The organism is Geitlerinema sp. CS-897, assembly GCF_028368005.1.
In the GTDB taxonomy this organism is placed as follows: Bacteria; Cyanobacteriota; Cyanobacteriia; order Cyanobacteriales; family Geitlerinemataceae; genus Baaleninema; species Baaleninema simplex.
In genome coordinates this window covers 1-15,484 of the sequence record NZ_JAQNCQ010000048.1, presented here as the reverse complement: position 1 = coordinate 15,484, position 15,484 = coordinate 1, and the positions used below count along the sequence as shown (strand labels likewise).

Here is a 15,484-nt window from a genome sequence, read left to right as displayed (position 1 = left end):
CTCCGCGATCGCCGACGACTGAAACTTTTACGATCGCGGTCTGTTTCTCGGACGAATCGGGGGAATTCCCACTGCTTCGATCGGCAACAATTTTACCGACGCTCGTTTGGGTCAACCCCCGTTGTGACAGGGATTAAGCCTATTCCTCGTCGCCGGCAGACCCGTTTCTGTCGGAGTCTGCGCGATCGATCTGAATCAGGTGAATGTGCTTGTAGCCCAGTTTAATTTCAAACTCATCGCCGGGTTTCAAGCCCATCGCTCCCGTGTAGGTAGATCCGATGACGATCTGACCGTTTTTGTGAACGCTGACGCGATAGGTCGGTTCGCGACCGCGTCCGTCTTTAGCACCTTCGGGATCGAGAGGAACGCCTTTAGCTGCCAGCACCGCATCGTAAAAATCTGTCAAGTTGACGCGGGTTTGGTTGTTTTTTGTGACCGTGTAGTATCCGCAGCGCTTCGCTGTTTCTCGACGCGGTAAGTGGGAGAGTTCTTTAACTTTTGTAAGTAGCGCCTTTCCCGTCAGCGGCGTTGGGTTTTCGGGTAACGTTTCGCTCATTGTCTGTTCAATTCTCCATCTAGACTCTAGATATATTAGATCGAAATCCCCTAAGAATTTGCTGGCTCTATAAAAATATAGCCTCAAATCTCACAGTTTGGTCGCTCTTAAACAAAACTTTCTGCGATCGAGCCGTTAAAATTCCTCGAGCTAGAGAATAGACCGAGAAGTAAAAGACCATACCTATATCCCGTTCGATCGCACGATAGGCGATCGGTGAAGACGAGGACAGCCCTAGCATCAATTGTTCGCTGGTCGGCTGTCCCCTCTTACCTCGAGATCCCGGCGAGGCTTCCTCACTGAAAAATCAGACAGTTTCCGTTAAGAGCGATTGTTGAGACGGCGTTGAATTTGTCGTAGGCTTTGATAAATTTCCGGCAGTCGTTTGTATAAAGCCGCACTGCGAAGCCATAACGGATTGGCGATCGCCGGAAATCCCGACACCACAGCCCCGGCTTCTACGTCCTGATGAATCCCCGTTTTCGCCGAAGCTACCGCTCCATCTCCGATTTTGGCGCGGTTGGCAACACCGACCTGTCCGGCAAGGGTAATATTGTTACCCAAGGTTACACCTCCGGCAAGGCCGACTTGAGCGCAAATGGCACAATTGGCTCCGATGCGGCAACCGTGACCGATTTGCACGAGGTTGTCGAGTTTGGTATTTTTACCGATCCGAGTTTCTCCCACCGACGGGCGATCGACCGTCGAATTACAGCCAATTTCGACCCCATCTTCTAAGACCACACAACCTGATTGTTCCATCCGCATCAAACCCGAGGGCGTGGGAACGAAACCGAACCCCTCCGCCCCGAGAACGGCACCGCTTTGAATCGTACAGTCGGCACCGATTTGCGTGCGCTCGTGAACGGTACAGTTGGCGTGTAACACCGTGCGATCGCCGATCGTCACCTGGGGATACACCACCACGTTAGCGTGAACGCAGACCTCGTCCCCGAGAACGACGCCCTCGTGAACGACGACGTTTGCACCGATATGGACGTTTTTTCCCAGGGTCGCCGACGGCGCGATCGCTGCTGTATCGTGAATTCCCGGTTCGGGGCGAAACGGCCGATACAATAGCGCGATCGTCCGTGCGAAAACTTCCCGAGGATGGCGGGTACTCACCCAGGCGATCCCCCGTTGCCTCACCTGTTCCTGTAAGGTTTCATCGTCGGGCAAAACCAACGCACTGGCGCTCGTTTCCGCGATGTACTTGACGAACTTGTCTCCTTCGACAAAGGCGATCGTTCCCGCCGTGGCCTCCTCGATCGACGCCGCCTTCACGATATCTAACCCTTCGGCCGGGATGTAGGAGGCGATCGCATCCTCACCGAGTCGTTCGACAATCTCACTCAATTTCACAGTCGTTCTTCGCAACAGTTCCCCTGCGATCGCAAATTCAGCAATCTCCCCAAAGAGAAAACCGTCGCGCCTCCAGATTTAAGTTTGCACAGAAGAAATTATGCGTTACGAGCAATGCATTAGGAGCAAGGGAGAGGGGGAGAGAGGGAGAGGGGGAGAAGGGGAGCAAGGGAGAAACAGTTATCTGTTTGCTGTCTTCACGGGTGACTGGTGACTGGCGACTGGTGACTGGCGACTGGTGACTGTCTTCACTGTTCACTGCTCACTGTTCGCTGTTGACTGTAAAAGGTGCGTGACGAGTTGGCCGGTAAGACCGGATACTTTTCTTGTCTTTAGGTCACGCACCCTTGTATGTTGGCGGTGTACATTGGCGGTGCGTGACAGAGCGATCGCTCTCAGGATCGACACCCGATTTTTCAAGTCACGCACCCTACGACTGGCGACTGAAAAAATCAACTATCGACAGTTTGCCTCAAAGCGCAGCGGAATCTCTGCCCCTCGACGGGAAAGGAGGAGGCGACCGTTTTCTCGCGTCGTTCCCTGGGCTTCTACGATCGCGTCGCCGAGTTTCCAGGTGGATTCTTCAGGCATAGGTAACGCAATTTGTGGCGCGATCGCCCCTTCCGACGCGCTTCCGTCCCGAATCCCCGTCGCCTCAGCCGTACCGTACCGTCCTACCGACAAATCGTAAGGATTTTCCGGCAAACCGCCCGTTCCCGTCACCGTAAACTGTCCGCCGCCACGACGCCGAGTCAAACAACTGTCGGCGACCAAGCGATCGACTCGAATAAAATCGCTGGCCAGTTCGACTAACGACGTATCGAGGCGAACGTCGGGATTGACAATTTCGACTAAACCGCCAAACTCCGCCCCGAGATCGGAACTGGCGGTAATATCGCTTTCGGGAGTCGTGCGATCGCGAAACTGAGTTCCAAAAATCCCTCGCGCGTTGACGAACACCCGGCCGCCGAATCCCGTCTGAGCGTTGGCGGTAATATCGCTGTTGTCGAGTGCCACCAACGTTTCAGTATCGATCTCGATATTGCCCCCCGTGGCCGTATCTCGAGCGTTAGTGGAAATCGAACTTTCCCCAGACAGCCACAAATCCCGCGATCGAATCTCGATATTTCCTTCGCGGGCGGTTGCCGTTTCTGCCACCAACCTCGCCCCACTTTCCAAATTGACTCGAGGTGCGTCGATGGCTAAATTTCCCGCCCGTTCTCCTTCCCCAATACTACTGACAACGATTTGTCCCCCCTCGCGCACCGTCAGCTCTTCCGTCATGAGGGTAATATCTCCCGCCGCCCCGATGACATCGGCCGTTTCCGACGGCGGTACGGGAGACGGAATCGCCACGAGCGTCGCGTTCGATCGCAATCCGCTACGCAGCTGACCGTCAGAACCCGTCCCCGCAATGTCCACCGACTCAGAAGCCCGCACGGTCAACCGCCCCGCCGCTCCACGATTGGACGTCGAGGTGACGATTTCCCCCCCATCTCGTAGTACCAATCGCGCCGTTGTAATTTCAATATCCCCCGCTGCTCCGCTGCCTTCGCTACGGGTGGCGATATTCGTGGCAACCCCCGAATCGGTACGAGTTCCCGAAATTAGAACGGATTCGGAGGCTCTGACCACCACCGTTCCCCCTTGCGCCGCCCCGAACGTGACCGCTCCAACCCCCGCACCGTCTCGTAGAATTAGGCGTCTGGCTCGAATGTTGAGAACTCCCGCTTGAGTATTGGCATTTTGGAAGGCGTTCGCCCCGATGCCCGTGTTAAATACCCCGTTGGGCGTCGTTCCTGACATTTCAATCGTATCGGAAGCGACCAGGTTCACCATTCCACCGTCTCCGCCGCCAAAGGTGGAGGCAAACAAGCCACCTCCTTCATCGAGGACGATATTACGGGCGTAGACGTTGACTTCTCCTGCGTCGCCGTTGCCTACCGTTTCGGCCACGATTTGCGAGCCGCTCAGATATAGGGTTCCACTCAACTGCACGTCGAGCGTTCCACCGCGTCCGTTACCTCGTGTTGCTGTCGAGACAAACGCACCTTGGCGCAGGGTCAGCGTTTCGGCGTCAATGTCGATCGTGCCAGCATTACCGTCGCTAAAGGTAGTGGCGTACAGTCCGTTTCCCACCTGGGCGGGATTGTCGATCTCGTCGAGGGCGAACAGTCGTTCGAGAATGTCTTGAAGTTCTCCCGCCCCGTCGAGGGTAATCGTCGTGGCTGCGACTCGCAAATTTCCCGATCGCCCGCTGCCGAACGTGGACGCAGAAATTAGAGAATTGTCGAAAACCTGTAGGGTATCGCCAACGATGTCGATGCGCTGTCCGTCCCCGTCGCCAAGGGTGTCGGCGAACAGGTAGGACGTACCGCTCAATTGGAGGTTGCCGCGAACGAAAATAGAACCGCCCCCGTTCCCGCTGACTTCGACGCGAGACCCGTTACTCAGAGCGATCGCGCCGAATTCTGTCGCCTCGACATCTCTCGTGTCGAGGTTCCACGTGCCGTTTTCGAGGGAGATCAGATCGACTTCTCCTTGAGGAGCGCGTACGATACCGTTATCGATCGCGATCGCGCCACCGACAAAAGCGAGGGTTTCTCCAGTATCGACGCTCAATCCGACGAAATTTCCCTGACTGTCGCGACTCTGGGAACGGTTGACGATCGCTCCCGGTTGCGACCCCAAACCCAAGCCCACGGGAACGCTCACAGAAAGAATGGCGTTAGAAGCGGTGGTGGTGTTAAAGGCGGTTCCGTCGGCGAATTCGATGCGGTTGGCGGTACTGGCGAAAAACGACCCGCCGAGATCGAGTTGGGCGTTTTCCCCGAAGACGATACCGTTGGGATTGAGGAGAAACAGGTTCGCCGTTCCGTGGGCGGCCAGGGTTCCGTCGATCGTCGAGGGCAGCGTTCCCGTGACGCGACTGAAGATGTTACGAACCTCGGGAGCGTTCTCGAAGACGGCGCGAAATCCCGTGGGAACGGAGAAGGAATCAAAGCTGTGAAAGAGGTTGCGATCGCGAGTCGTTCCCCCGTCGAGGCGAATGGTGTTTCCGTCCGTTTCCACCTGGGAGGGATTGGGTAACGTGCCGTCGGGAACGATTTGCGCCATCACGGGAACAGCCAGGCTGAGATGAAATCCCAAGCCGAGGCAACAGAAAATTTGAGTTTTCACGGGAACGGGGCAATCTCGTTTTTATGCCCCTATCCTACTCGTCCGTTTTTGAAGTTGCACGATCGCCCTAAATTCGATACAACCTTTCCTCTTCCCTGTAAAGATCCCCGGCATCTTGAAGATGCCGGGGATCTGGCGACTCCATTCCAATTTGAATCGAATTTTTACTAGCGAAAAAGTTAAATAGTCAAGCTTTTAAAACAAAACTTAACTATTGACTCCCGCACTCACTGGAACGGGTTTTTCAGACGACTCATCTAAATTGGACTTCGCCTTCAAATACGCATCTAACTGCGCTTCGATATTGTGGCGAACCACCTCCCGATATTCGATAAAGTGTTCGCTCAAGGCGCAGGTGGCCAAATAACTGATGACCAACCGGGGTTTTTTGAAATAAACGTCTGCCAAATAGCGCCAGAACGTCCAACGGGTGGGTCGAAGAATCCCCTGACGCCAAGCGATGGTTAACAGGGCGCGAATTTCCGTCCAAGTGACTTTGCCCCGTTTCGAGGAAGTATGGCGAGGCTCGCTCATGCCGATATAGTGTCGGTAAGTGCGATCGAGATAACGAACGGGGTCGTACAGTCGATAGAAAGCATCCACGTACTCTCGCGCGATATCTTCGATCGGACGAGTCGGAACGAAGTTCATCAGCGTAGTTTGGTTCATACCGCTGACTTGTTCGAGAAGGCGTCCTTCCTTCTTCAACCGTTCCATCAACGCCGTGTTGGGCAGCACTTGCAGCATACTCATCATCGCTGTGGGAATGGCCGTTTGTTCGACGAATTCAACGATGCGATCGCCCGCACCCGGTTTTTCGCCGTCGAAACCGATGATGAATCCCGCCATGACGCGCATTCCCGACTGGTTAATCGCTTTGACAGCATTGGAAAGGGGATCGCGGGTATTTTGAAATTTTTTCGTGAGGGCGAGGCTGTCGGAGTCTGGGGTTTCAATGCCCAAAAAGACGCTGTTGAAGTTGCACTCTGCCATCAACTCCATCAATTCGGAATCTTTAGCCAAATCCACCGAGGCTTCAGTGCTGAGGTTGAAAGGATAACCGTGTTCTGCCATCCACGGTGCCATCGCCCGCAACAACAGCTTGACGTTGCGTTTGTTGCCGATAAAGTTGTCGTCCACCATGAACACCGGACCGCGCCATCCGAGATCGTACAGCGCATCGAACTCCCGCAGCAGTTGTTCGGGGCTTTTCGTACGGGGTTTGCGTCCGTACAGGACGATGATGTCGCAAAACTCGCATTGAAAGGGGCAACCGCGCGAAAACTGGACGGACATATTGTCGTAGGCGTCCAGTTCCAGCAAGTCGTACCGGGGAACGGGGGTTTCCGTGACGGCGGGTTTTTCCGTGGCGCGAAAGACGCCGTGAGTGTCGCCTCGTTCGACCGCTTCGACAAACATCGGAAGGGTAATTTCCCCTTCGTCGAGAACCAGGAAATCCGCCCCAGCCTCTTCAAATTCCTCGGGAAGCGAGGTCGGATAGGGGCCGCCCACAGCTACGGGTTTCCCGCGACGTTTGGCGTGCTGAATTTGCGCCATCATGTCGTCTTTTTGGACGATCATGCCCGAGAGAATCACCAGTTCGGCCCAGTCCCATTCAGACTCTTCGACGGGACGCACGTTGAGATCGACGAGTTTTAGCTCCCAGGTTTCCGGTAAAATGGCGGCAACGGTAATCAAGCCCAGGGGCGGTAAGACGGCTTTACGACCGACCAGTTCCATGGCTTTGTCGAAAGACCAAAAACTTTTGGGAAATCGCGGATATAAAAGTAAAACTCGCATGAAATAAATGTTCCTCACATATTTTCGTCAGGCTAACACAAATATTTCTCAGTTAGCTCGAGGGAGAGGACAGTTGGCGGTGCAAACGCGGTTAAAAATTGCTTAAGTGCGCGATCGCGGGAAAACCGAAAAGAGAAGAACCGAGCGAGTCAATCGTCCGTTTTGGAATTGGGAAACACGCCCCGTTCCTTAAGGGCATCTGAAAACGTCTCACAATAAACCGGGAGATCGAACGTCGCTGGCGTGACGGCATCGGGATAAGTAAAGTGTCGGTATTCCAAACAAAAGCGATCCCAGGGGGACATCTGTACGTTAAACAGTGCGATCGCAATATCGACCGCCCATTTAGGCAGCGGAACGCGGAAGTAAATCCGCTTGCCCAAATATTTACACAGTTCGCTCACCGCGCGATCGACCGTGTAAGGCTGAGTTCCGAGAACGTAGCGACGATCGCCACCAGGGGGATTTTCCACCAAATAACCGACCACTTCAGCGATATCGCGGGCGTGGACGAAGTGAAAACTCCCGCTGAGACTGACAAACCGCGCTAACTCGACCCATTTCTTCACCTCGGGAAGCCCCGCCGACACGTGAGAATAGGGTTTCGTCTCGTCGCCACCGAGGACGATGGTGGGAAACAGCGTGGTGATGCGATCGGCCACGGGCATTCGATGCAGTTGGCTGAGACAGTCGTATTTCGATCGAATATAGTCCGTTCCCATGTGGGCGGCAGCTTTTAAAACGTTTCCCTCGCGATCGAGCAAACTCGCAGTCGAAAAATAAATCACCTGTTCGCACACCTGGCGATCGAGCAGGTGCATCAACATACAGGTTTTCGTCACGTTAATATCGAAGGTTTCCTGCTGTCCGCCCCACGCCGCCGCTGCCAAAATCGCACAGTCAATGGTAGACAACAACTCTTCGTATTGATGAATATCCCGTAAATCCCCGTGCAGGACGTGAATTCCCGGCCGTGCGTCGATGTCGATCCGAAGTTTGGTCGGATCGCGAACGAGCATATACAACTCGCAATCTGTTCGTGCAATGAGGGTTTCGGCGACGTAATGACCGATACACCCACTCGCACCCGTCAGGAAAACTCGTTTCATCAATTCGCGAAGGTGAGAAGCGGAGGGGGAAAGGGGGAGAGGGGGAGAGGGGGAGAAAGGGAGAGGGGGAGAAAGGGAATAGTTTCTTCCTTAGTCTGCCTCGCCTCCCTATCTAAATCATCCCGAACTAGGCGGTAGCCAAGAGTTTGTCGGCGTTTTTGGCGGTTTCAAAGAAGAACGCCACGTTTTCTTCCGGGGTGTTGGGAAGCACGCCATGTCCGAGGTTGAGAATGTGGCCTCGGTTTCCGGCTTTGCGGATGGTGTCGAGGATGCGATCGCGGATGAAGTCTTGGGAACCGTACAACACGCCAGGGTCGAGGTTTCCTTGAACTTTCATATCCGGCCCGAGGCGTTTGCGGGCGTCGGCCATATCCACCGTCCAATCGACATTAATAATATCGGGGCCGGCTTGCGCCATCCGTTCCAACAGTCCCGCACTTCCGCTGACGAGTAGAATTAACGGCGTGTCGGGGTGCGTTTGTTTGACTTGTTGAATAACCCGTTTTTGATAGGGAAGGGCAAAGGTTTCGTAATCTTGGGGGCTGAGTTGTCCGGCCCAGGAGTCGAACATTTGCACCACTTGGGCGCCACAATCGATTTGATAGCGAACGTAAGTGGCGATCGAATCGGAGAGTTTTTCAAGCAGTGCGTGCAACATCGTCGGCTCGGAAAATGCCATTCCTTTAATAATGGAATAGGTTTTCGATCCTTTTCCTTCCACGGCGTAAGCCGCTAACGTCCAAGGTGCGCCGACAAAGCCGAGAACCGTCGAGTCGTTTTTGACTTCTTCCCGCAACGCCTTCAAAATCGGTTTGATAAACGGAAGCGATTCTTCGGGTGCAAGGGGGTGTAGGCGATCGACCTGTTCCTTCGATCGAATCGGCGGGTCGATAATCGGTCCTTTCCCCTCGGCGATGTCCATATCGATCCCCATTCCCGGTAACGGCGTCACGATATCAGAAAACAAAATCACGCCGTCGGGTTTGAACGCTCGCCAAGGCTGCAACGACACCTCGATCGCCACTTCCGGAATTTCAGAGCGTTCGCGGAAGCTTGGATACTTTTCGCGCAAGTCTCGATAAGCTTTCATATACCGCCCTGCTTGCCGCATCATCCACACAGGCGGACGGTCTAGCACTTCACCGCGTGCGGCTCTCAACAAATAGGGAATCTGGGGAGAACCCGTCATTATAACGTTTCCTTAAAAATGTTTTTGATTGCCATCGCTTAGCTTACCACAGTCGAAGAAGAGGGAGAGAAAGGGAGAAGGGGAGAGGGGGAGAAACTGTTATCTGTTTGCTGTCTTCACTGGTGACTGGTGACTGGTGACTGGTGACTGTTCCCCGTTCCCCGTTCCCCGTCCCCTGTTAACAGTTTCACGAGTTTTTCCGCTGCGCCGGGTTCGCCTCGGATGCAGGTGAGATTTTGACGAATTCGATCGAGTTCGGCGGGATTGTTTAGGAGATCGACAGCGTATCGGGCGATGTCTTCGGGGGGAAACTGTCCGACGAATTCAGGAACGATTTGTTCGTTCGCCCAAATGTTCGGCCAGGCTAAGCGGGAACCTCCCGCCTGGCGATCGAGCCATTTCCAGGCTATCCAGGTAAAGAGTTTGGTAAAGCTGTCTCCAACGCCGGGTAAGTGGGCTAACAACCCCGGAATTCCATCCCACGCCCGCATGATGTCGAGGCGATGCGTCGGAAGCAAGACTAACATGGGAACGGCGAGGGCGGCGAGTTCGGCGGTATTTGCGCCGACGGTGGTAATGCAGAGGGCGCACTGTTGTAAAACCTCGGTGGCTGGGGTTTGCGTCCACAGGCGCAGTTTGACTCCAGACGAGGTGACGAGATAGGGGATTCCGTCGTCGAAGATCGGTTCGCCTCCGGGCCAATTTAAGGCAGAAATCGCTCGATTGAATTGAGGATCGGCGTATTTGGCCAACGTCTCGAGATCGACGGTGGGGGCGACGGGGACGATAAATTGTACGTCGGGGCGAAGTGGGTGGATGCGATCGGCGATCGCCAAACTCAAGGGAACGCCGAGGGTGAGTTTGAGGGGTTTGGAACCCGGAAGAAAGCCGAGAGTTGTGTTGGCGGTATCTGGATTCGCGTCGGTGTCGCCTCGCGCGTCCGCCATGAGATTTCCCACGATACTGAGTTTGTGGGCGTAGCGTTTGGGGGCGTTGTCGATCGCCTTTTGCGTCGCGACGCCGAAGCGATCGACCCAGCGATACCATTGAGCTTCCCATTCGGCGTAAACTACAATGCGGTAGCCGAGGCGTTTTCCAACGATAACGGGAAACAGGCGATCGCCCCCGAGGAATAACACGACACCGCGATCGCGCCACTCCCAATGTTCGGCGGTTTTTCCCCACAACAAAAAATCCCAAAACGCCGCTGCACCTTGAACGCGATCGACCTCGGGATAAGACGCCACGATGTCGGCTTCCCGTCCGCTGGCGTGGGGACAGGGCGATAAAATGACGGAAATTCGAACGTTCTCAAGCTGTCGCCGCACCTCTTCAACCACCGGACGCACCCACGTCGCAATCTCGCCGGGGCCGTTAGAGAGAATGAGAAGATCGAAGGGTTGAGACATCTCGAAATGATAAACGTAGGGTGCCGTGACGCGGGCTTTCAAATTACGCCGAAATCAAGTCAATGTTAAATTACTGCGTGACGCAGTGCGTGACGCACCGCCCCCAACCGGCAGATGAAGAGAGGAAGAGAATCGATAGAATGCGTGACGCGGCCGGAAAATGCGATCGAAATTCAGGTTAATGTGACATTACCGAGTCGCGCATCGCCCTCCAATATCAAACCTTATGTTACGACGATTCACAAAATGGAATTGGATAGAAGCAGGGCTGTTGGTGTTCCCGTTAAGTCCGTTTCTCGGCGGTTTAGCAGTGGTTGGCGTCACGCTGGCGGTGTGGTGGCGTCAGTGGCGAGCGTTGTTGAACCGTCCGCTGGTGTGGGGATTGGGAGCGTTTGCGTTGTTTGCGGTGGTGTCGTCGCTGATGGCGGGCGATCGACATTCGGCGTTATTGGGATTATTTAATTTTCTCCCGTTTGTGGTAGTTTTTGCGGCGATGACTTGTCTGATTCGCCATCCCTCGCAACTGCGACAACTGGCTGAAGCGATCGTCATCTCGTCGATTCCAGTGGTGGCGATCGGAATCGGACAAATGTTTTTGGGATGGCGAGGTCCGATCGATCTGGGGTTGGTGTTGTCTTGGCCGTTGGAACCCGGCGGCGCACCTTCGGGGCGAATGTCCTCGGTGTTCGAGTATACCAACGTTTTAGCCAACTATACCGCGATCGTCTGGGCGTTGGGATTGGGGCTGATGGTGGAGGTGTCGGGACTTCAAAATCGCAACATCGAGCCGAAACGATTGCTGTTGTGGAGTGTTATTTTACTCGGAAACGCCCTCGTGTTGCTTCTCACCTCGTCTCGCAACGCTTGGGGTGTGGCGTTTTTGTGTTTTGTGGCTTATGCGGTGTATTTGGGATGGCGATGGATTTTGCTGGGGTTGGGGGCGATCGCAGCGTCGGTTTTGGGGGCGGCGTTTCTCCCCGACGGTTCCGGGGGAGGGCGGTTGAGAACCCTGGTTCCGCCGTATTTTTGGTTGCGGTTGTCGGATAAGCTGCACCCCGATCGCCCGGTGGAGTTAATGCGGGTGACGCAGTGGCGGTTTGCGTGGGAGTTGGCGGGCGATCGTCCGTTTTTCGGCTGGGGGTTGCGGAATTTTACCGCCTTATACGAGTCTCAGATGGGGCTGTGGTTGGGACATCCCCATAATTTATTGTTAATGTTATTGGCAGAAACGGGATTTCCAGCCACCTTCGTTTTGTGTGCGATGGTGGGTTGGGTGTTGTTTCGCGGCGTGCGGACGTTATCGGCTTTAGAATCTCGCGATCGCCTCATGTTATTTTCAATAATTTTAGCGTTTGTTTCAACGACGCTATTTCACAGTTTAGACGTCACTTTATTCGACGCCAGAATCAACATTTTGGGATGGGTTTTATTAGCTGCAATTGGAGGTATTTCGTTGCAAAAAAGAGAGGTTTTATAGAAGCCAAAAAATAAATCAGGACGTTTGTAAAACTAAAATTCATACACATAGCAATTTTAAATGAGTTTGTGCAAATCGAAGCACAAGAAAAAATCCTGAACCCTTTATCTCTATTCCCTGTTCCCTATTCCCTATTCCCTTATGCAGTGTACCTCTTTCAGAGAAGAGTTAAGAGTTAAGACACTCTACTCTGCATCTACACTCTACACTCTTCCCTCTGCACTCTTCACTGACTTAAAACGCGCCGCCACTGGGCATGAGAACCAGTTCTTCGACAACCGCAGAATCGGGAAGTTCGACGACTTGTAAAATGGACTGGGCGACGATATCGGGGGTGAGCATTTTCGAGCGATCGAAATCTGAATCGACGGTTTCTGTTTCCCAAATCGGCGTGTTGACCGCACCGGGACATAAGGCAGTGACGCGAATGCCGTGTTCTCGTTCTTCTCCCGCTAAGGCTTGAGACATTCCCAATAAGCCGAACTTACTGGCACTGTACGCCCCCCAAATAGGAAAGGCTTGTTTTCCGGCGATCGAGACCACGTTGATAATGATGCCGCTGCCTTTCGATCGCATCCCAGGCAGAACTCCCTTAACACACTCAAATGCACTTGTCAAGTTCAGATCGAGAACTTTTCGCCAATGATGGAGGGGGGTATCCATCAGTTTCGCCGTATACGCCATCCCCGCGTTATTAACGAGGATATCGATTCCGCCGCATTTTTCAGCAAAGGCGGATACTTCATCTCGAACGCGATCGAGTTCCAACAAATCGAGAGTTAACGTCTCGACGTTTACCCCTTCCTGGCGTGCAGCCTCAGCGACTTGCTCTAATTTCTGGTGCGATCGACTCAACAATGCCAGATTGATTCCGGCTTTCGCAAACGCGATCGCCGTCGCTTCGCCGATACCGCTACTAGCACCCGTAATTAACGCTCGTTTTCCCTTCGCCGTCATGGATTGCTCTACTGGTATTCGTACAACTTCTTTGTTTAGCCAAAACCGCGAGAATCCTACGTTTCTAATCTTCGATAGAAACCGTTCAGATGAATCGCGACAGGTATGCTGTAAAATCATACCAGGCGGATATCAAAGATGTAGCCGTAGTGGGCGAACTTACCGCTCGGATAAAAAGCGCTTACTCCACCTGCCAGATTAATCGTGGTAGCCCCAATGCCCCGCTGTACCGTAAAAGTGTTCATGGGTGGGAGATTTAAAAGCTTATTCCCCTGGGGAAGTCGGGGGACTGCCTGGGTGAGAGTTGTCTCTCACGGGAGTCAGGGCAGGGAAACCGAGCCAAACCTCCGGACGCTGTGTAAGACGCAGTCTTCGCAGCTCTCGGAGCTTGCATCCGAGAGAACGAAGACCAATACTTCTGACGTAGAGGTGGCGGCAACGGCGAATGAAACAGGAAGCTGCGATTGTAATCTTCGATTCAATCGTCGGCACTTCACCGTACCAACGAACGGCGGCCGGCGAAAAACCCGGCTTCCTCAAGAAACCGGGTTTTTGAAGGATGTTCTCTCGATTACACCTCGATTAAACGAAGTGAGAGGGTTTTAAGTCGTTCGGATCGACATTTTTCAGAATCGCCAGGGTTTCATCGGTGGCGGTCACCTTCAACACCGTATCGGCGTTGGAGGTGTCGAAAGTCAAATCGCCGTAACTCAACCCGCCGTCGAGACGGATGCTGTCTTGTTGTCCGGCGGTGGCGGTGAAGTCGGCGATGGTGTCGATACCGTCCCCAGAACGTAAGACAAAGATATCGCGTCCTTGACCGCCAGTGAGTGCGTCATCACCAGAACCGCCGTCGAGGAGGTCGTCTTGAGAACCGCCGTCGAGGTTGTCGTCTCCCGAACCGCCGAACAGGGTATCGGTTCCGTTATCTCCTGTGAGGTCGTCATTTCCAGCGTCCCCTTCGAGGCGATCGCTCCCGTCACCGCCAGAGAGAACGTCATCACCAGACAATCCGTCGATGGTATCGTCTCCAGCCTGTCCGCTGAGGGTGTTGTTGCCAGAGTCTCCCGTCAGGTTCAGGTTATCGGACGGAGTATTGGCAGAACCCTCATTACCAGGAGTTGCCGTTTCGGAATCGTTGTTATTGGATTCAGTGTCAGTCTCGTCAGAGCCACCCTCCCCGTCAGACTCAGATGTCGTATCAGACCCCTCACCGACGGAATTATCGCTATTCTCGCCAGGCGTATCGGGTGTCGTTTCGGAATCGTTATTACTGGAGTTATTGGATTCGGCGTCCGTCTCGTCAGAGTTACCTTCCTCGTCAGACTCAGATCCTGTATCAGACCCCTCACCGACGGAATTATTGCTATTGTCGCCAGTTGCATCTGACGGCGTTTCGGAACCGTTGTCGGCTTGATTATTGGATTCAGTATCAGTCCCGTCAGAGCCACCTTCCTCGTCAGAGTCAGACGGTGTAGCAGTATCGTCATCGACGGGATTATCGATTGGAACCTGACTGGTATCGCTGATAGTTGGTGTCAAGGTTGGGAACTCGGGAAACGGTGCAACTGTGACGACAGGTTGCATTTCTCCGGGGAACACCTCGCTACAGTCTAATGGAAGCGGAGGAGTCGGTTGTGTAAGGTTGGCAAGGGGATCTATTTCGATTTTGGGCAGTTCGCTGCCTAAATTGGCGGTGGAACTATCGAGGTTGACATCCTTGAGAATTGCCAGCAGTTCGTTCGTGACGCCGATGCGAACGTAAGTATCCGAACCTTGAGACGCAAAGGCAATCTGCGGTAAGGTCAAGTCACCAGCGAGATCGAGGCTATCTTTTCCGAACTCGAAGTTATAGATGGTATCGACACCGAGTCTAGAACCAATCAGGAAGCGATCGACTCCTTCGGCACCGTAGAGGATATCGTTACCGAAACACTTTTTCGATAAGCTTTGGAAATCCTCCCCACATATCTACACTGACTTCTTCGACTGCCTCTCTGACCTCTAACGGTTGCTGTAGAAGAACTTCAGCGATTTCTTCTTGTTGGTGAGAGTCGATGACTTCTATCAATTCTCCTTTCTCTAAATCGCTCACGACCGTCACAAATTTTTTGTGACCTTTATGTTTTGCTATCTCGTCTAAACCCAACCTTTTTACTTGTCCCCAATTTATTTTTTTTTGCGTTCGTATACCTGTTGATGAATTCCATTTACCTGATGCCACGACAAGTCTTCTTCTCTTTTAACTTGCTCGACGCTACTAGCGATTACTCGCTCGTAAATATATTCTTCGTACCGCCTAGTAAACCTTCGACCAGTTTCAATAAAGTCTAGTTCTTCTGTAAAGTATTGTTGGCATTTTTTACAGTAAAACTGACGCCGTGGTATTTGCAAATATACGAGTTGACCCGAAATGGGCAAGTCTCGAACTCTAACGGTTCGTGT

The 15,484-nt window shown here is 53.4% G+C and carries 12 protein-coding genes; 1 reads left to right on the top strand and 11 read right to left on the bottom strand.

Annotation, left to right across the window (positions count from 1 at the left end; all coding sequences use genetic code 11):
* Positions 1-139: 139 nt before the first annotated feature.
* From POG22_RS02625 to POG22_RS02595, 7 genes are all read right to left on the bottom strand, one after another.
* Positions 140-556, bottom strand: coding sequence for an AbrB family transcriptional regulator (locus POG22_RS02625; RefSeq protein ID WP_498903473.1), 417 nt, complete (start codon positions 554-556; stop codon positions 140-142).
* Positions 557-877: 321 nt separating this feature from the next.
* The gene (gene lpxD, locus POG22_RS02620; protein WP_498903471.1) at positions 878-1,918 is read right to left on the bottom strand and encodes a UDP-3-O-(3-hydroxymyristoyl)glucosamine N-acyltransferase; all 1,041 of its coding nucleotides are present in this window, start codon (positions 1,916-1,918) and stop codon (positions 878-880) included.
* A gap of 456 nt (positions 1,919-2,374) precedes the next feature.
* Positions 2,375-5,098 carry a two-partner secretion domain-containing protein gene (locus POG22_RS02615; protein ID WP_498903469.1) on the bottom strand — a complete coding sequence of 908 codons (2,724 nt, stop codon included), beginning with the start codon at positions 5,096-5,098 and terminating at the stop codon, positions 2,375-2,377.
* Positions 5,099-5,305: 207 nt separating this feature from the next.
* Positions 5,306-6,898: a B12-binding domain-containing radical SAM protein gene (locus POG22_RS02610; RefSeq protein WP_498903468.1), complete on the bottom strand. Its 1,593-nt coding sequence runs from the start codon at positions 6,896-6,898 to the stop codon at positions 5,306-5,308.
* A 149-nt stretch (positions 6,899-7,047) separates the two neighbouring features.
* A complete protein-coding gene (locus POG22_RS02605; RefSeq protein ID WP_498903467.1) occupies positions 7,048-8,007 on the bottom strand; it encodes an NAD-dependent epimerase/dehydratase family protein in 960 nt (319 codons plus the stop codon).
* Between the two features lie 127 nt (positions 8,008-8,134).
* Positions 8,135-9,196, bottom strand: a complete 1,062-nt coding sequence (gene hemE, locus POG22_RS02600) for a uroporphyrinogen decarboxylase (protein ID WP_498903465.1) — start codon at positions 9,194-9,196, stop codon at positions 8,135-8,137.
* Between the two features lie 116 nt (positions 9,197-9,312).
* On the bottom strand, positions 9,313-10,605 hold the full coding sequence (locus POG22_RS02595) for a glycosyltransferase family protein (protein ID WP_498903464.1): 1,293 nt from the start codon (positions 10,603-10,605) through the stop codon (positions 9,313-9,315).
* 226 nt (positions 10,606-10,831) lie between these two features.
* Between POG22_RS02595 and POG22_RS02590 the strand changes: the two genes are divergently transcribed.
* Complete coding sequence (locus POG22_RS02590; RefSeq protein ID WP_498903462.1) at positions 10,832-12,082, top strand: O-antigen ligase family protein; 1,251 nt, start codon at positions 10,832-10,834, stop codon at positions 12,080-12,082.
* A gap of 234 nt (positions 12,083-12,316) precedes the next feature.
* Here the strand turns inward: POG22_RS02590 and POG22_RS02585 are convergent, their stop codons facing one another.
* The 4 genes from POG22_RS02585 to POG22_RS02570 all read right to left on the bottom strand — a co-directional run.
* Positions 12,317-13,039 carry an SDR family oxidoreductase gene (locus tag POG22_RS02585; protein ID WP_498903461.1) on the bottom strand — a complete coding sequence of 241 codons (723 nt, stop codon included), beginning with the start codon at positions 13,037-13,039 and terminating at the stop codon, positions 12,317-12,319.
* A gap of 582 nt (positions 13,040-13,621) precedes the next feature.
* On the bottom strand, positions 13,622-14,848 hold the full coding sequence (locus POG22_RS02580) for a calcium-binding protein (protein ID WP_498903459.1): 1,227 nt from the start codon (positions 14,846-14,848) through the stop codon (positions 13,622-13,624).
* Positions 14,849-14,963: 115 nt separating this feature from the next.
* A complete protein-coding gene (locus POG22_RS02575; RefSeq protein ID WP_498903458.1) occupies positions 14,964-15,263 on the bottom strand; it encodes a transposase in 300 nt (99 codons plus the stop codon).
* The coding region (locus POG22_RS02570; RefSeq protein WP_498903457.1) for a helix-turn-helix domain-containing protein at positions 15,209-15,484 on the bottom strand (276 nt) is incomplete at its 5' end. The genes POG22_RS02575 and POG22_RS02570, both read right to left, overlap by 55 nt.